The sequence below is a fragment of the Paraburkholderia sp. RL18-101-BIB-B genome, from assembly GCF_046026985.1.
Classification (GTDB): Bacteria; Pseudomonadota; Gammaproteobacteria; order Burkholderiales; family Burkholderiaceae; genus Paraburkholderia.
This window is the reverse complement of the sequence record NZ_JARESV010000088.1, coordinates 1-16,744: the sequence shown is the minus strand read 5'-3', so window position 1 is coordinate 16,744 and position 16,744 is coordinate 1. Positions and strand designations below refer to the sequence as shown.

Sequence of the window (16,744 nt, the reverse complement as noted above, 5' to 3'; positions counted from 1 at the left end):
ATGGCCGATTGCACCCGGCGACATGCGGCTCCACGAAGCTGCCATTCGCCTAGGCGAATTCTGCCGAAGGGAGGCTGACGATCGACCACGCCGAACGCGTACTGTCGGCCAGAACCGGACGCTGGAGAGTACGACCTGGATTGCCAACAGTCAACCGTTGGCAAGCGGCTAGCGGTACGGAAGGCCGCACCGGATTTTCCGGCCGAGCGCTGCGTGTGGAAAGAAACAAGGTCAATAAGTCGACATGACGTGAGGTGCTCGCCGGGGCGTAGCCGCGACGAGCACTGTCGTTCAGTGTGTCCAGCGATAGATGATGACGCTGGCCCCGTTGTAGTTGTCCTTCGTGATCACGTACTCCCCGGTCGACCGACGGTACGATCGAAGGCCGTACATCGAATCCACGTCATTGCCGACGTACACGGTGTTGGGGTTGCTGTTGATCAACGTGGTGTCCAGGCTGCCTGTGGTGAGATTGAAGGCATCGATGTTGGGCACAGTGTGTACGTATCCGACGAAGAGATAGTTGCCGGCCGCCGTGATCGACTTGGGATTGGCGCTGGTGAGGTTGATTACCGGATTGGGAACGGTCGTGTTGCCTGCGAGCCAGCCGTGATACACCTCGATCCGCGTTCCGATCGACGTCCAGTCCGCGCCCCCGGCAACTCCCTGTGCCAGGATCATCGTGTCGCTTTCCGGCAGGTAGATGATCCGCGTCAATGGCGTGATCGTGCCCGGAATGGGCGTTGCAGTCCCTGCACCCCAACTCGGCTTACCATTGGCATCGAAGCCGGTCAGCGGAAAGTGCCAGATGGCATTCGTCTTGTCCAAACCGGCCCAGACGTCCCCCTTGCTGTCGAGGCAGAATCCGTCCCTGACCGGTGCGGTCGTATTGAACGCCGTACCCGGAAGCGTCGCGTCCGGTATTGCGATGTAGCCATTCGCAGCATTGAAGTGGAAGAAGTAGAAGGTATCGGGATTCTGGCTGGAGTCCACGAGGATCCGGTTGGCGCCGATGGTGGCAAGTTGGCCGAAGTGCTCACCCCGTGTGCGATCGTTGATGTTGATGCGTGGATCGGATGGGTAGTCGATTGGATCGACCGTGTTCGCTACGAAGGTTCCCCCAGCGGTGCCGGTGTAGATGTTGGTCCCTCCATAGAAGTACGCGCCGTCGGTAGCCGGGTCCGGAGCGGCGACCCCCTCGAAGTTCAAAGACTGAAGCTTCCATTGCAGGTGGCCAGAACTGTCGTAGGAGTGAATGTCGGTGCCGCCGTCGCGGCCGAGGTCCCAGCTTCCGCCCCACGGGTTGTTGAGCACGTACAGGTTGCCGGCGGCGTCTTTGCCGATGCCTGTGACGCGGGTAAAACGCCTGTCGCCAACCTGGCCTTTGATTCCCGTTGTGGTATCGAGATACCCCCCCTGAATGCCAAATGTACTGATCAGAAATGGAATGACCAAAGTGTTATAGATCTTGATATTCATGTCGGGGCCCGCGTCGCCGATCATGAGAAACCCGGTCGACGAATCGAGATACAGCGAGGACGGTCGAGAGGCGACGGACATCTGGATGGTGTTCACGAGCACGCCGGCCGGATTGAATTCGAGGATCGCGCCCGCGCTCTTCTGCGCAACCCAGATGTTTCCTGCGCTGTCCACCGCGAGCGCGCCAGGGCTTGAGACGGCGATATCCTGCCGCCAGACGCCGTCGGTGGTGTAGACGCGGATGCGATTTCCAGGCGAGTCGCTCGCATAAAGGAGCGAGCCCGACGTCGCGAGTCCCGTGATTACATCAGCCCGCTGCTCAGTCGTTGTCGCGCTGACCGAGATGAGAAAGTCGCGAGTTTGAGTGGTTCGGTTGTACCGCCCGACCGTGCCGCTGCCGTAACTGGCATTAAATTGCAGAGCGGCGAAGATCGAAGTTGCGTTACCCGTAATGGCGCTGCCCTGAAACTCGCCGTGACCTCCTATGGATCCCAGGCTTTGGCCGTTCTGGTATATCGCGACGCCACCTTCGTTTTCGTCCCACATGGAAGCCGTGTAGATTACGCCCTCGGGCGCTATCCACATGGAGCGCGCGACGCTACCCACGCGGGTAGCGTTGGTCCCATATGTGTTCGCCACCCAGTCGGTGGTGTACTGTCCATGGCACTCTGGCGCAAGCGTGGCGATCAGAAGGGCGGTGAGGAACGTGGCATAGATTCGTTTCATGATAGTGAAGCGTGCCCTCCTGAGGCACCTGAATCGGGGGATTGCGATTTGGCCCATGCTCGCGGCGTTGACAACCTGATGGGCTTCACATGGGGACCGACTGATGGTTCCTGTGGTTGCCTTCCCTGTCGTGCCGGCATGCGCGCTATGGGCTGGAAGATTCTTCGATCGTGAAGGGTCGTCTTCGATGCGTGCCGGGCGCCGCTCGCCGCTCCAGCAAGTGTCGCGTCTGTCCAACTCGACGCTGTTCGAGCGGTATATCGGCGAGGTGCGGAAAAGGTTGAGCTGTTCGCGTTTCCAGCACAGGCAAACGCGTTAAAGCCCAACCCGAGCAGCGCTTTTAGCTGGTCTGCGAAGTGGATCAGCGTTCACGTGCCAACTGGCAGTTCGGGGTGGCAGGCGTGGCCCGCGAGCGGGTGATTTCTCGCGAGGCGAAGGTGCGGTGAGGGCCGACTAGCGAAGTTCGCGGCCGGGGGGCATCTGACCGGACTCGGCCGGCTTCCGAAGTTCCGGGCTCGGCCTGGAAGGGACACTCGACATACCTCCGTGAATTGCTGACAATCGCTATCCGAAGCGTCGCCAGTCGCGAATCGGCCATGTATGGCGTCCACTAATGAAACGTCGGCCTCTGGAGACGTGCATCTAAACGGCGAGAAAAACGTTGAGGTAGCATCATCGAACTCAACAGGGGGAAGACGGTGTTTCGGGAAATCAAAGCTCGCATAAACTCAATCGGCGTCCCTCTTGCCAGTCTGCTTCTCAGCGATCTGATGAGGATCTTGGCAGAAATGGTTGGCTATATCACGCTCCCTTGGTGGATCGTTCACCGGGGTGGCGCGCATGACTTGGCGATCTACAGCGTAAGCATTGCCATCACCACGATTTTTGCAATGCCACTGCTTTCGCCACTAGGGGATCGCTACGCAAAGAGACCGCAGATTGCATGGGGTCTATGCACCCTGATGGTCGTCGCCTTTACCCTCGCTACGCTCGCCTCGCTGTCCGACTACCGACTTATGCTCATCATCTGCATAGGCGTGGTCACTGTTATAGCGAAAGCTTTCATCGATCCGGCCAGTTCCACCATTTCGGCCGAACTTCTTCCGGCGAGTCGTTTGGCGGCAGCGCTTCGTCTTCGTAAATCGACGCAAGCGGCTGGTCGTGCCTTTGGTCCAGCATTGGCTGGCGCGACACTGGCCTTGGGCGGTATCGCTGCAACATTTTGGATGAACGGCATACTGCTCGGCGTCGCTGCTTACGTGACTTTGCAGCTTCCGTCCCAATCTCAGCATCGCGAACACCATCGCAGTTTAGCCCGTTGGTGGAAAGACCTGCGCGCCGGACTGCACGCTAAATGGATCGTCCCGTTGGAGCGCGGCTGGACACTTGTAAACTTCCTCGTCTGGATATTCCAAGGCCCCGCAGTCGGCATGCTGATCCCGCTCAAAGTGCAATCACTTGGGCTGTCGGGTCTCTGGCTAGGTGTTTGCGAAGCGGCCTTATCCATAGGTTTACTACTCGGAAGCTTTCGTGGTTCTGATGCACTAGTCAGTCGTTTCGGCCGATTCAACGTCCGGGTGGGGGCCGCTATGTGCGAAGGCCTGGCTCTTGCTGCTTCGGGCTGGGCCCATTCACCCATCGTTCTCGTATTAGCCTTCACATGTGTGGGTTTCGCCAATGCATCGATGGGACTCGTTGGCGCGACTCACCGCTCATTGGCTATCCCGCAGAATTTCCGCGTGCGCATTCTCGCTGCCAGCATGATGACCACACAGATTGCGGGCATTCTTGGACCGATGATCGCAGGCGCGGCGCTCACGCATTGGGCGGTGGGCAAGGTCTATACATGCTTCGGCCTCGCCACTTGTCTGCTCGCTTTTGGTTTTGTCCTGATACCGCGATCGCGCGAATTCTTTGCGCTCAACCACGATCAGGTGAAAGATTGGTTTCGTCACGAATATCCCCATGCATTCGAATCACGCACGGTGCCCGAATCGAGACCGACTGTGTAGATCGCAACGCTGCAAGGATCATGAAATGCCATGTGTATGTGCGGGTTAGTCTTAACCAGAGACATGATCGAATGACCGCTTTGTAGCGATTTAATCGACCGCTCAGGGTCGACATGACTCACTCGCAAAAAACGGAAGCTGACATTCGACAGTGCGGAGGCACGAATGTCAGCAAAGCGATTCTCGAGTTGCCGCAGGTTTTTTTATCGGCGACCGTCAGCAAAGGCCGAGTCGAACGCATAGGCTGTCCGGCAGGGTTCCGCACCGAAGCGGCCGCTACGATGATCGTCCTGCGGCGACGACCACACCGGCACAAGTCCGCCGGTTTTGCCTCCAGAGCGCCGCGCTGGAGATTGGCCGCACGAACCGGGATGTAGCATCGCTTCGCGCGGCCAGACCCAGCTACACTAGATTTCAGTCTGCTCCGAAATCTCAAGCGCGTCGTCGACTTCGATGCCCAGGTACCTGATTGTGCTTTCAATCTTGCTATGGCCGAGCAGCAACTGCACCGCCCTGAGATTCTTTGTGCGCTTGTAAATCAAGGTTGCCTTTGTACGGCGCATCGAATGAGTGCCGTACGCTGTCGGATCCAACCCTGCGGCATCCGCCCATCGACGTATCATCCTGGCATATTGCCGGGTTGAAAGGTGCGGGGACGCCAATAGTCGGCTCGGAAAGAGGTACTGCTCCGACCTGAGGGCAGCTTTTCAAGCCACGCGCCGACCGCCTTCCGGGTCGACTCGGTCAGTTCAAATTGGACAGGGCGTTGTGTCTTTCGCTGAATGACTTGCGCCCTCGCCAGAACCTGATTGCCGTGCGTAACGTCACGGACTCGCAGACTCACAAGATCACAACCACGCAGTTTGCTGTCGATTGCAAGGTTGAACAGGGCGAGATCGCGGACAGCGTGAGCGTTCTGAAGGTAGATCCGGATGGCCCAGACGTCTTTCGGCTTTAGCGGCGGCTTCTGCCCGACCAGCTTGCCTTTGTTCCATGCCTCACGGGATTGTTCGGTCTTCATGGCAATCTCCCCCAGGGATGACGGGAGTTCGATCGTGGTACCTGACCTTGACGCCTGCTCTGGACGGATTTGACCGAGGTTCGTACCCGGCCCGGCCAGGTGTTGCCGTTCAGCATCCAACGATCGCCTTCACCCCTTCACCCGGACGGCTGGTCAGAAACAGACTCCTGCCCGTGACCTACAGGTAAGTTTCGGCCTTTGCGGGCATGCCAAGTCACAGCTCAGTATGCGACTTTGGCTCGCATTCCCGACATTCGCGGTTCGACCGCGGCGCTGAACGTTTGGTCGAGAAAGCAGGCGAATCTGTTGCTGTCGATCCCAACGCAGATGCTGTTGCTTCGGCCGCGCGTGGAACCCAACTTCGCTCAGGGCAAAGTGTGCGGATGACGCTAACAGGTATCGCGTGTCTGTTGGGCGGCGGGCGTCACGAGGCGTTTTCAGCACGCTGCCCGCAAAGACAATTTCTTGTTTAATCAATGGCGTAGAGCGACACGACGGATTGGCACGTCGCATGCAATGTTGGTTTCAAGCCAGCGTTGCCTTGCGCGCATAGCGTAAAACGGCATCGGGAGGCTTCGAAACACCAGGCGCATCGGCGCCCGGTGTGGCTTCCGGGAGTTTACATATGCCGCGCGCTCGACCGCTCCTCTGCTTTCTCCAGTGCTCGTTCGCGGCCGCGATGCTTTTGCCCGCCGTCGTGGGCGCCGCGAACCTGCCGGCCGCATCGCAACGCTATGCATCCGGCACGCGCGACGCGGGTCCCAGCGATTCGGCCACGCCTCACACACTGAAAGCTGGTATCGAGCGCCTGCGCACCGGGACGTGGTGGGAAGCCAACCACAAGATCCGCCCGGAGCTCGCGCAAGTCGGCGACCTGATGTTCCTGCTGCCGCTTGCCGACACGAAGCTCGAACCATCGTCTGACGCGATCGGCCGCGTGCAGCGCCTGCGCGAAGCGCTGCGCACCCACCTGACGCGCGAACCCGCCGGCTGGACCAGCCTCGTTGCGCAAGTGCGGGCAGAGCGTGTCAAGGCCGGCGATGCGTCAGCCGTGCTGCTCGCCGACGCGCTCGTCAACCAGGTTCGCTACCGCGACGGAACCGACGGCAGCTACTACGCGCCGGCGCGGTTCTTCGCCGAAAGCGGCGTGTGCAAGGATTTCGCCGTCGCCAAATACCTCCTGCTGCGCGACGCGGGTTTCGACATCGCGCGGCTGCGTCTCGTCTCGCTCGCGCCACGCTACAACAACACGCCGGACGACTGGCATGTCATCCTTGTCGTGCAGATCGACGTCGCGAGCGAACCGCTCGCACTCGATTCACCGAGCGCGCCGACAGCCAAGCGCACCGGCGATACGACCAATGAAGCATCGGCTTCGAGCGGTCCGTCCGCGCTGCTCGGCGCGATCCTCGCTGGCCGAGAGCCCGCCGACGCGGTGCTGCGCGCGCCCGCGGGACCGCTTGCCACGCCGCTCAGCCGGTCGGGCCAGGCGCGGCGGCCGCTTGCGACAGTGTTCAATGAACAGGGGAGCCGGTCATTCGAACGCGCCGCGCCGGGCGCACTGCGGCGCGCGTCGGCGGCCGGCCGAAACTCGAACGCGATGTATGTCGACGAAATGGGTAAGCCATGGAAAGTCGACGGCTCAGGGACGTTTCCGAAGTGGCGCGTCGCCGATGATCAGGCAGATGAGCTGGCGAAGCCGGGTCCGGCGGCAGGGCTGATACGCGTGGTGGCACGCTGACTGAGGCATGCATGGCGGGCGCCCGACGCCGCCGCGATAAGGGTACTCACGAGAACGTCCCTGCATGCCGTCCCGGTGTAGGAACGGACTTCGGACATACCCGACGTTCGGTGATCCGCCATCGAGAGGCGGCTGCGAGCTGCATTCTTGACGTTCGCTTGCCATCAATTGCGAACGACAACTCAAGCCGCGACCGAACGCGCAATTACGATCGTTCGGAGACAACAAAGCTTCGCGGGCTTTTCCCATATGGGATGGACAAGCGGTGGACGCTCTGGTTTGCGACTTTTCTCTGTGTCGCGGTCCGCCTTTTATCGCTCTACTATGGCTGTTGTTTGCCGGCTTTCCAGGAACGCAGGGGAAACGTCGTTGCCGACAAGCGGTAGGGTTGTGGCGAGAGATACCGGGATGTTGCCGGATGCGAAAGCGCTCGCGCGAAATCCTGTCACCGGCTACCGAAGCGGAGAACAAGATTGCCCTTAAGGAAGCTCAGCACGATTTCGCTTGGCCTCCACCAACTGAATCAGCAGTTCATCGCGCTGTCGAAGCATTTCCGGAAAATCATACGACTCCAGTTTCGCACTAACGCCTGCGGCAATTAACTCGACGTAATCGTCCGTCTTGGGATACTTACCCAGGTCTCTGGCCCACTCGCGCTGTGCCGCACCCAGATGCTGCAGCACATGCGTAATCCCACCAGCGCCACCAGAAGCGTGGAGATTGAGAAACGGACCGAGCAGCGCCCAGCGAAGGCCAGGACCATGGGAAATCGCCGCTTCGATGTCTTCCACGGAAGCGATCCCGCGCTCCACTAGACTAATCGCCTCCTGCCATATCCCGGCCTGAAGCCGGTTGGCGATATGACCTTTGATCTCCTTGTTGATCCTGATGACCTTCTTGCCCGTCGACGCATAGAACGCCATCGTCTTCGCGATGTTGTCAGGCGATGTGAGGCTACCCCCGCAGACCTCCACCAACGGAATGATGTGGGACGGGTTGAATGGATGTCCCAACACGATCCGTTCCGGGTGTTCCGCGCCAGCCTGAATCTCGCTGATCGAAAGACCCGAAGACGACGAAGCGATGATGGTCTCCGCCTTCGCCGCCGATTCGATCTTCGCGATCAATGCCTGCTTGACGTCCAGACGTTCGGGGCTGCTTTCCTGAATGAAACCGGCATCGCTCACCGCCGCGCCCAGGTCCGTCGTGAACGTCAGATTGTCGCGAGAGGCGCCCTCCGCCAGTCCCAGTCGCTCGACCGCCGGCCAGTTATCGTCGACCCAGTTGCGCAGGCGCGATTCGGCTCCTTCGCCGGGGTCCGTTGCCGTGACGGCGAAGCCATGAGCTAGGAAGTGCGTCGCCCAGCCGGCGCCGATCACACCCGTGCCGACAATCGCGATGGTGGTGGGTCGCTTCGTCATTGCCTAAGCCTCCATGCCGACAGCTTGGATCGTCTCGCGCAGCGGCTGCAGACCGATGATTTCGCGCGCCTCGGACGGCGTCGCCGGCTCGTAACCCATTTCGCGCACGAGGCGAACCAGCCGCTCGACCAACTGGACGTTGGTCGCGAGTTCTCCATGCCTGTAGTACAGGTTGTCTTCGAGTCCGACGCGCACGTGCCCGCCAAGCAACAGCGAGTTCATCGCGGCAGGCAACTGCGCTGCGCCGATGGCGCTTACGTTGAAAACGGTGTTGCGGGGCAGGTGGTCGACCATCGTCTGCAACAGCCGCGGCGTGTAGGGCAGCGCGCCCTGGAACGCATTGGCGCCGATGACGATATTGATAAAGTGCGGCGCGTCGTCGAGGCCCTCATTGATTGCGCGCTGAACGTCCTGAACGATGTCGGCAAGGCCGAACACTTCCCATTCGGGCTTGATGCCGCGCGCTTTCATCATCTCCGCGATCTGCCGGATTCGCGAAGGCGGCGTTGCCACCAGGATTTCCTTGCCGCCGAAACTCGCGATCACCGTCTGCGCGTCGAGCGTGCACATCTCGACGCCATCACCCTGCATGCCCCTCAGACGCTCTTCCCACTGGATTTCCCACAGGCCGTTGTCGAGTTCGCGAACCATGTCGCCATTGATGCCGCCGCCCGTTGAGTTGTTGAGAATGATGTCGCACTTGTCTCGGATCAGGCGGTTGATCTGGCTGTAGATCGCCGGATCGCAGGTGGCCTCGTCGTCGGGACGTCGTGCATGCACGGCAACCACACTGGCGCCTGCGTTGTAGCAGCGATACGTGTCGTCTGCAATCTCCTGCGGTTGCGTCGGCAGGGCCGGATTCATTTTCTTGCTGGCCATGCCGCCCGTCGGGGCAACGGTCACGATGACTTTGGGCTTGCTCATGTTGATGCTCTCCAGAAAGAAATGTACTGAATGTTCGTTAGTGCGCGCTGGCGCTTTCGCCTGGGCCGACTCGAAGCGCGCTTTTGGGCAGGCCGAGAAGAATCGTGAGTCCGCCGCAGATGACGAGTGCCGTCAACGCCAGAAGCCCCATTTGAATGCTGCCTGTCGCGCCCTTGATCATGCCGATCAGCGTTGGGCTGACAAACCCGCCGAGGATGCCAGTGAACTGATCACCGCGATGCCCGCTGCGGCAGCATTACGGTCCAGATACGTCGGCGGAATCGACCAGAACAGCGAGCCACCGCCAAAGATAAAAAACGATGCAGCGCAGAGCATGACCATGACGGGAACAACAGCAGTGCCGAGATACGAAGTCGACGCCAGTGCAATTGCACCGAGTGCCAACGTTCCGCCCACATGCCAGCGACGCTCCTTGAAGCGGTCCGAACTGCGGCTGATGACGAGCACGCCCAGCGCGCCGAAGATATAGGGCACTGCCGTGTACCAGCCAATCGTCGCGATCGGAGCGATGCCAAGACCTTTGATCATGGTCGGCAGCCAGAAAGTCAGCGTGTACACGGCGCAGGCGCAGCAGAAGTAGATGAACGCAAGCACGTACGTCTTCGGGTCCGCCAGCGCCGCGGCGAGGCGTCCATGATGTCCGGCCTTCGTCTCACCACGGTGGTCGGCGTCCAGCACTTTCTGCACCAGCGTCTTCTCAGCGCTGTTCAGCCAGGACGCACGGGCCGGACCGTCCGGAAGTAAGCGATACAGCACGAATCCCAGCAGAACAGTCGGCAGCCCCTCGACGAGGAACAGCCATTGCCAGCCGTGCATGCCGCCCAATCCTTCCATGCTGCTCATGATGGCGCCCGACAGCGGGCCGCCCAGTACGCCCGTAACCGGCATGCCGAAGAGGAACAGACCCGTGACACGCCCGCGGCGCTGGCTCGGATACCAGTACATCAGATACAGAATGATCCCGGGGAAGAAGCCAGCTTCGAAGACGCCGAGCAACAGCCCGAGCCCCCGTGATATCTCCTCGCGCTCAGCCAGCGTCTACGCCAATCTCGATCGATGCCTTTGCGGTGGCTGGATTCCGCCGGTCTCAGCCAGAATCCCTTGTACCGACGAGTGGTTCCGGTCAAAAAGCTGGGCGGTCCTCTGGAGTGATTCTCCCTTCCGCCAACGTTCCCACATCAGCGCTTTCTGCTTCTCGCTGTAATAAATCCGGCGTCGCTGTTTCATCTGCAACACTCCCACTGCTTGCGCAGTCTTAAGTGTGTTGCATCCACCGGTTGAATCCGCCCGCAGAAGTTGCCGATCCGTAACTGAGACATCGGTCGGCGGCGCGGGCGACATTAGCCCGTGGCCCTGATGTCAGTCTTTTGCAAGAGGGCGATTGCTCGCTATGGCCTTTGTCGTTACGGGCGATCGCTCAGCCGAGCAGGGCCTGACGACGGGGTAATCGACGTTCAACCAGTGTCGGGTTCTCCGGCTTGATCATCGCCAGACACGCTGGGTCGGGCGTGCACGCGCCTCAGCGGCCCGGCCAGAACTGTGACGTGCTCGGGAAAGGGGGCCTTGCGCGGCTTCATCGCGTCTTCACGCGTTGCGAGTGCAAAGGCTCGCAGGCGCGCCCTGAGTTGCTCCGATGTCTCTACCGGCGGCAGCGCCGTTCGTTTGCGTTGCGTCATTTGTCGATCCCGCATCAGTTCTCGCAACTCACCCTGCCATGTTTGTGGGACCGTGGCGAGGCGCACTTCCCACTGTTGGCCGTCACGTTCGATCGCAGGCACTGCGGCTGCAGGGTCAGGCAGTCGTTACCCGTCATCGCAATTGAAGGAGCGGAGGGCTCGGCCGACGGGCTTTTGGCCTGGCTAGCCTGTAAGCCCCCAACTTATCACAGCCAAAACGCAATGCCGATACGAATGGCTACGGGCATGGAGACGCTTACCCGTCAATCCTTCTGATCGGTACGCGAGCGCATCGACACATACGCGTACGCGCTCTGGTGTCCGAACGCCAGAGCCGATTTGTCGGTGTGCGATCATCTCAGGCTACGGCATCTTACCCGTCTTCATCGGGTAGCAAACCTGGTCAACCGCATTGCCGTTACCTAGCCTACTTCATCTCTGCTGAATCACGTGCTAAGTAGGTCGCGCGCCTGTTCGATCGGTTTGACTTGTCCTGGAGGAGTCTATTGCGCGAGGAATAATGCTGTTGGGGAGAGCCTGGTTGGGCCAGGTGTCGCGCAGCATCCTCTGCAGCATTTTTTGAAATCCACGACTGACCTGCTGCAAGTGTTTCGAGTAAGCGAACGTAACCCGGGACTGAGTATGAGACTGTCCAGTGTCGGCGCTCTGCAGCTGCATATCCGCCATATGAGCTGAGGCTAGGCTGTAAAAGCTCACGGTCCCATCGCGAATGTGCCTCCGACGGCTCAACCGACGGAAATATCCAGTGTTGAAAGCGCTGCGCGCACATCGGCGGTCGTAATAGTGGAGGCTCCCGATTCGATATGGCGTGCCGCGGCCTCGTCGATGAGCCGCTGCAATGCGGCGTCCGTGTCGGCGATCGAGCACCCCTCAAGCGCGGTGATTACGCATTCCACGGTGTGCCGCGAAATTGCAAAGGTGCCTCCCGCCTTGAGCTTCAGCCGGGATCGGATATAAGCCGCGAGCGACTCGCGTGACGGCACGTCAAAGCGGATCTTCTGCTCGAGGCGGCCGCCACGCAGCACCGCCGGATCCAGTGCCTCCGGATGATTGGTAGCCGCAATCACAAGTACGTCAGGCACGCGGCCATCGGCACCGTCGATCGAGGCAAGAATGCGGTTCGTGACGGATACAGCCGCCGACATCCGTCTATTCCGGAAGACATCATCCGCCTCGTCGACGAATACGATGCAAGGCCGCAGGTCCTTCGCCTGCCGGTATAGCTGGCTCCACGCGGAATGGCTGGCGAGAAGCTCGGCGCCGGTTGTCTTGAGAACCGCCCATCCGCTGGACTTTGCGATGGCCATTGCGGCCTGCGTCTTGCCGGTGCCCGGTGGGCCATAGAACAGTACGCCGCGGGGAAGCGCGCCGCCGAGCTGTTCCATGCGGTGAACATGGCGCAGGCGCAGCGCAAGCCGTTTAAGTTCTTCACTCGAGCCCTCGGGCATGATGATTTCGTCTACCGTCTTGACCCTCTCCGGCAGGTGCCCCTTCGACCCCTGGATGCGACGCATGGCCTGCATGGCAATATCGAACGAAACGGGTTCGGTCCCGAAAAGGCCTTCGCGCCGCATGTCGGCAAGTTGAGGTCCCACGGCCATCAGACGCGAAGCGCTGAACCCTTCCCAGCGGGCCGCGAGACTCCTGAGCACAGGCATGCTGAGCGCCTTCGGTCCGAGCGCATGGAAGACGGTACGGAAAAGCAGCGCTTCACGTGCTGTCGTGTCTGGCGGTGGCACCTCGATCTTGAAGTCGAAGCGACCCTCGCGCACCGCGGCCCTATCGAGCCAGTCGAGATCGTTGGTGGCGGCGACCAGGATAATTCGGGTGCCGCGCAGGCGGACGATCTCGGTGAGCATCGTGTTCGTCAGATCGCGATCCATGTGGTGGGAGTCGTGCCTCGCCTTGATGAATCCGTCCACCTCATCAACCAGGAAAACAGCCTGACCGAGCCGGGTGGCCTGCGCAAAAGTCGCCTTCAGGCGCTCAGGTGTTTCATTGACCCACTTGGAGGCGATGTCCTGATAGGCAATTGAGAAGAAGGGGATCCGCAACTCTCCGGCGAGTGCTTCGGCAAACATGGTTTTTCCATTGCCGGGCTCGCCGGACAGCAGGATGCCGTTTCTTGCCTGAGCGGGGTTGGCCAGGATGTCGCGCGCCGCGTTGAGTAGCCGGTTCTTTGTGTCAGCCATGCCGGTGATGGCGTCAAAGGCGAACCGGGCGCGCAGTATGCGGTCGTCCAGGGCGTACGCCCGCTGGGGCGCCGGCTGACCTGGTGCATCCTGTGCCCTGGAGCGTGGGACCGGCTGTTGTGCGGGCCGCTGGGTGGGTTGGCCGGTCTTGCTGTACCCTCGCACGGCACGCAATGCCATCCACAGTACGAGTCCGACTCCGAGCAGGCCGGCGCTCAGCCCGGAATACTGACCAATCGCAAGCATAAGTATGGCGAAGGTCCCGGACACCATCAGCCAGCGGGCGGCGCGGACAAAGTGGTGAAGCGCGAGCGTCAGGCCCGTGCAGGCCAGCATCGCAAGCAGCAGGTGCCCGTCATGGAGGTGAAGAACCGATCCAAGGCCGGCACCCATGAGGGTGCCAGTCAGAATCGAAGGGAACAGACGGGCCGTGAATACGATGGCATCCTTCATGGATGACTCTCCGTACAAGCAGGTGGGTTACAGGGACGAGACTGAATTTGGGCGTGGAAGAAAACCCGGAACGCCTAGCGATACATGGGCATGATCTCGTCCTCGATCATGCTGTACAGGTCGTCGCGGATGAACTGCGCGAACTGCGCGCGTTCGAAGAAAACGGCGGTGAGGAGAAGGGCCGTGAATCCGATTGAGCAGCCCTTGATCATGTCGATGACCCCAAGGGCAAACCCGTGTGCCAGCGCCGGACAGGCATCCTGAAGTCCACCTAGGCCAAGCAGGATTCCAAGACACGAAGTACAGGACATGAAAACCGGTGCGAAGAACATCAGTGTCGCAAGGGTGTTGCAGAACGCCCGGACTGGACGGGGGAGGCACGCGTGGTCCGGGTGGATGAAGGAAAACAGTGACGGTTGCTGCTGATGGTTTTGCATGTGAAGCTCCGTGTAGGTAATGAACTGGATCTGTCGGTCCCGTCGCGACGGCTCGTCGTGCGGCAACAGATCCAGGTTCCCATGGACCAGAGGGAAAGCAAGTTGATGCGGACTAGCGAAGCACAATGAGTGGGCGACCTCGTCTGGGTAGCCACTGACGAGGTGCCGAATGCCGACGGCGCGTACATTTGCGCGTCGGCCTGGTTGTGCGACGCCGGTTCTGCCGCAGCATGCGTCGCGAGTGCGCGATAGGGCGCCTGAGGTCGGCACTCAGTCGCCGGTACCAGGCTTCAATCGCTTCGGGCGGGATGCTTGCGTCGATATACCCGGTGACGCCCGAGTCGGTCACAACCTTGATGACCTCGCGGCCGTTGGCCGCGGTAAAGCGTGTGGTATCCAACTGGTATCTCCTTGCTTGTGCCGTTGACATGTCACTTGCGCGTGCGGCGTCGTAACCACCGCGTGAGGAGGGTGAATGGCGAGAAGTATTCAATAAAGCACTGTCTGCATTCCTCAACGAATACCTGCCAGAGATTCTTTTGCGGATTGCCCATGGGGATCCTTGAATAAGTTGGTTTACCGGAGTAGTCCGGTTTGGGAGACGGAAGCCGTCCGACCGCTGGCCTCGCACGTTGATGCTGTGTGAGGGCAAGTCCAGAATCACACGGAATTCCTGAGATGCAAGTTAGGGCACATGGCACCAATACGTCTCATAAGCGCGCCACCACCCCAGAGCGGGCCACTTTCGGACCGTAAGTAATTCAGTGCAGCAGGGCGGATCGGAGTCGATCAGGTAAGAGGAGAGCTAGAGCTTGCTGCTGCAATGGGGGGACTTTCACGCTGACGTATGGGACATCTGTGTGACACAGGCAGAAGGGCTTTGAACGCTCCTGGTGAGCTGCTGTCGGATATATTGAAGTAAGGCGTCCCGCTATGAAGTGCGGAAACGATGCGAATATCCGCGACACACGCAACGGTCGATGCATAGACGGCAATTCTGGTGAACCCGTGGGCTCGGCTGTGTGCGCATTCGCTGACGCTCCTGCACTGGTTGCAAAGCGTCCCGCCATACGACACGTTGCTTGATGGCTCGACCGCAAAGACGCGGGTCATAGAGCCGCAAGAGTATCCATACCAAGGTCCTAGGGGTTGCCTCGGCGATCGTTGGTGACAAGGAGCAGGTTCAGAAGGCAACGACCTACGCTGTCGCAGCGAAAGCGCTTGCGCTCCGATCAGGAGCTGTGATAGCTTTCGAATCACGCCGCCCTGCGTGCGGCATGCTGTTCCAAATGCGGTAGGGATCCGCCTGCAGATTTTGACGTTCAAGTCGTCAATTCTGTTCGGGTTTCATTCGCGACTCTCCCAGAAAGTCTCCCCCTGCTTCGTGTGCCGTCGGCTGCGAAGCAGCGGCAATCAATCTCAAGCTCCGGGTCTCAGCTCTGCGCACTGGCTTCGGCCTAGGCTCGCGTGTCCACTGTACGCCGAGCGCATGAACTCGTCAGGCAGTGACACCTGATACCAGTCTTGGCTGGTGTCTGGTTTATTCACCATTTGCATTACAACGGGTTTCGTAGCTAGCCCTGCCCGCGCCTCGAAGTGGCGAAGCGCGGAACCTGCAGCGCCCCTTATGGCCGCGTGCAGGAGATCGCTACACATTAAATCGCATTCCTAATTGATGGGTGCGGTTGGCTTTGCCACCGTGGGTCGCCGATTGGGGCGACCTGACCGCCTTCGATTCGAGGCGGGAAGACAAACCAGGAGAACGGAATGGAAAAGAAGATGGATGATGCAGTCGAAGTGCCGATTGCCCCCTCGCTGCCTCAGCGGTCGACGAGCTACTCGGGTTGGGACCTGATCCGCGCGCGTCTCGACAAGGTAACTGCAGATGACGTTGAGGAGTGCCGTGCGCTGTATGACATGCTTGAGCACGTGCGTCAGTGCGCCCGGCTGGAACATTGGCGCTCGCTGCAGGGCTATTTCGGGTCAATTCCGCGCTGCGTGAAGGCGGTGGGCGGGAAGGGGCGTTAGGCCACGCCGGGGAGCCCCGTACCCCTGCAGGCTCCGAAAGTGTGAAGTGGACTGAATTGCTAACCGAGATCGCGGGCGCTGGTTAGCGCCCGTGGTTTCTTTGCAGCGCCGGGAGGGCCAATGGGTAGTGATCTGAAACGACAACTGCGCCTGCTGATTGGGCTGTTTTTTGACGGCGACCATGATAGCTACAGCTATAAGGTGCATCACAACGTTCTGCCGCGTTTGGTGGATATTCTGTATAAACGCGGATTCAAGCTGGGCCGGGCGGAGAACCTCGCACAGCGGCACGTCGACGTCATTCTTCGTGCCGTCTTCGAGCAGGGGCTGCCGCAGGAAACGGTGCGTCTGGTCTGGAGCGAGCTCGGCCATTGGGCTCGGTGGGTGAGAAAGGGGGCATCTCGTGCTGCCGCTTGAGGCCTGTTGGCAGAAATACCGTGCGCCCATCAACGAGGTTCCATTCGATTTGCACCGTCGCGCCTGACGCGGAGGTCGTGGGTAACCAGGTCGCCGAGATGGAGGGAAGGGTGGGGCGCGGGGGGGTGGGCGCCCGCCGCCCCCCAAAAAAATGCGTTTTACGTGCCCCCCCCCC

The 16,744-nt window shown here is 60.3% G+C and carries 10 protein-coding genes and 2 pseudogenes; 4 read left to right on the top strand and 8 right to left on the bottom strand.

What is annotated here, in order from left to right; translation table 11 throughout:
• Nucleotides 1-291: 291 nt before the first annotated feature.
• Entirely contained in the window at nucleotides 292-2,205 is a 1,914-nt protein-coding gene (locus tag P0D73_RS44575) for an SMP-30/gluconolactonase/LRE family protein (RefSeq protein WP_408320689.1), read from the bottom strand.
• A 698-nt stretch (nucleotides 2,206-2,903) separates the two neighbouring features.
• Between P0D73_RS44575 and P0D73_RS44570 the strand changes: the two genes are divergently transcribed.
• On the top strand, nucleotides 2,904-4,217 hold the full coding sequence (locus tag P0D73_RS44570) for an MFS transporter (protein WP_408320691.1): 1,314 nt from the start codon (nucleotides 2,904-2,906) through the stop codon (nucleotides 4,215-4,217).
• A 407-nt stretch (nucleotides 4,218-4,624) separates the two neighbouring features.
• On the opposite strand, the pseudogene P0D73_RS44565 reads toward P0D73_RS44570, so the two are convergent.
• A pseudogene (locus P0D73_RS44565) lies at nucleotides 4,625-5,238 on the bottom strand (tyrosine-type recombinase/integrase).
• 625 nt (nucleotides 5,239-5,863) lie between these two features.
• Between P0D73_RS44565 and P0D73_RS44560 the strand changes: the two are divergent.
• Nucleotides 5,864-6,979 (top strand): transglutaminase domain-containing protein, encoded by a 1,116-nt coding sequence (locus P0D73_RS44560; protein WP_408320693.1) that lies wholly within the window; start codon nucleotides 5,864-5,866, stop codon nucleotides 6,977-6,979.
• A 479-nt stretch (nucleotides 6,980-7,458) separates the two neighbouring features.
• Here the strand turns inward: P0D73_RS44560 and P0D73_RS44555 are convergent, their stop codons facing one another.
• The 6 genes and pseudogenes from P0D73_RS44555 to P0D73_RS44530 all read right to left on the bottom strand — a co-directional run bounded on the left by P0D73_RS44555 (nucleotide 7,459) and on the right by P0D73_RS44530 (nucleotide 14,124).
• Entirely contained in the window at nucleotides 7,459-8,400 is a 942-nt protein-coding gene (locus tag P0D73_RS44555) for a 3-hydroxyacyl-CoA dehydrogenase NAD-binding domain-containing protein (protein ID WP_408320695.1), read from the bottom strand.
• A gap of 3 nt (nucleotides 8,401-8,403) precedes the next feature.
• On the bottom strand, nucleotides 8,404-9,324 hold the full coding sequence (locus tag P0D73_RS44550) for a beta-keto acid cleavage family enzyme (protein WP_408293357.1): 921 nt from the start codon (nucleotides 9,322-9,324) through the stop codon (nucleotides 8,404-8,406).
• 186 nt (nucleotides 9,325-9,510) lie between these two features.
• Complete coding sequence (locus P0D73_RS44545; protein ID WP_408320697.1) at nucleotides 9,511-10,341, bottom strand: MFS transporter; 831 nt, start codon at nucleotides 10,339-10,341, stop codon at nucleotides 9,511-9,513.
• A 45-nt stretch (nucleotides 10,342-10,386) separates the two neighbouring features.
• Nucleotides 10,387-10,572, bottom strand: a pseudogene (locus tag P0D73_RS44540) (IS30 family transposase); the annotation flags it as partial.
• Between the two features lie 1,195 nt (nucleotides 10,573-11,767).
• Nucleotides 11,768-13,687: an AAA family ATPase gene (locus tag P0D73_RS44535; RefSeq protein ID WP_408320699.1), complete on the bottom strand. Its 1,920-nt coding sequence runs from the start codon at nucleotides 13,685-13,687 to the stop codon at nucleotides 11,768-11,770.
• Between the two features lie 74 nt (nucleotides 13,688-13,761).
• Nucleotides 13,762-14,124 carry a hypothetical protein gene (locus P0D73_RS44530; protein ID WP_408320701.1) on the bottom strand — a complete coding sequence of 121 codons (363 nt, stop codon included), beginning with the start codon at nucleotides 14,122-14,124 and terminating at the stop codon, nucleotides 13,762-13,764.
• A 1,767-nt stretch (nucleotides 14,125-15,891) separates the two neighbouring features.
• Here P0D73_RS44530 and P0D73_RS44525 point away from each other — a divergent pair.
• On the top strand, nucleotides 15,892-16,152 hold the full coding sequence (locus tag P0D73_RS44525; protein ID WP_408320702.1) for a hypothetical protein: 261 nt from the start codon (nucleotides 15,892-15,894) through the stop codon (nucleotides 16,150-16,152).
• Between the two features lie 120 nt (nucleotides 16,153-16,272).
• Nucleotides 16,273-16,569, top strand: a complete 297-nt coding sequence (locus P0D73_RS44520) for a hypothetical protein (protein WP_408320704.1) — start codon at nucleotides 16,273-16,275, stop codon at nucleotides 16,567-16,569.
• The last annotated feature ends 175 nt before the right edge of the window (nucleotides 16,570-16,744 follow it).

What these genes read in the sequence shown, in the direction of transcription:
- P0D73_RS44575 (WP_408320689.1), bottom strand. Translation starts at nt 2,205, where the DNA reads ATGAAACGAATCTATGCCACGTTCCTCACCGCCCTTCTGATCGCCACG.
- P0D73_RS44560 (WP_408320693.1), top strand. Translation starts at nt 5,864, where the DNA reads ATGCCGCGCGCTCGACCGCTCCTCTGCTTTCTCCAGTGCTCGTTCGCG.
- P0D73_RS44555 (WP_408320695.1), bottom strand. Translation starts at nt 8,400, where the DNA reads ATGACGAAGCGACCCACCACCATCGCGATTGTCGGCACGGGTGTGATC.
- P0D73_RS44550 (WP_408293357.1), bottom strand. Translation starts at nt 9,324, where the DNA reads ATGAGCAAGCCCAAAGTCATCGTGACCGTTGCCCCGACGGGCGGCATG.
- P0D73_RS44535 (WP_408320699.1), bottom strand. Translation starts at nt 13,687, where the DNA reads ATGAAGGATGCCATCGTATTCACGGCCCGTCTGTTCCCTTCGATTCTG.
- P0D73_RS44530 (WP_408320701.1), bottom strand. Translation starts at nt 14,124, where the DNA reads ATGCAAAACCATCAGCAGCAACCGTCACTGTTTTCCTTCATCCACCCG.
- P0D73_RS44525 (WP_408320702.1), top strand. Translation starts at nt 15,892, where the DNA reads ATGGAAAAGAAGATGGATGATGCAGTCGAAGTGCCGATTGCCCCCTCG.
- P0D73_RS44520 (WP_408320704.1), top strand. Translation starts at nt 16,273, where the DNA reads ATGGGTAGTGATCTGAAACGACAACTGCGCCTGCTGATTGGGCTGTTT.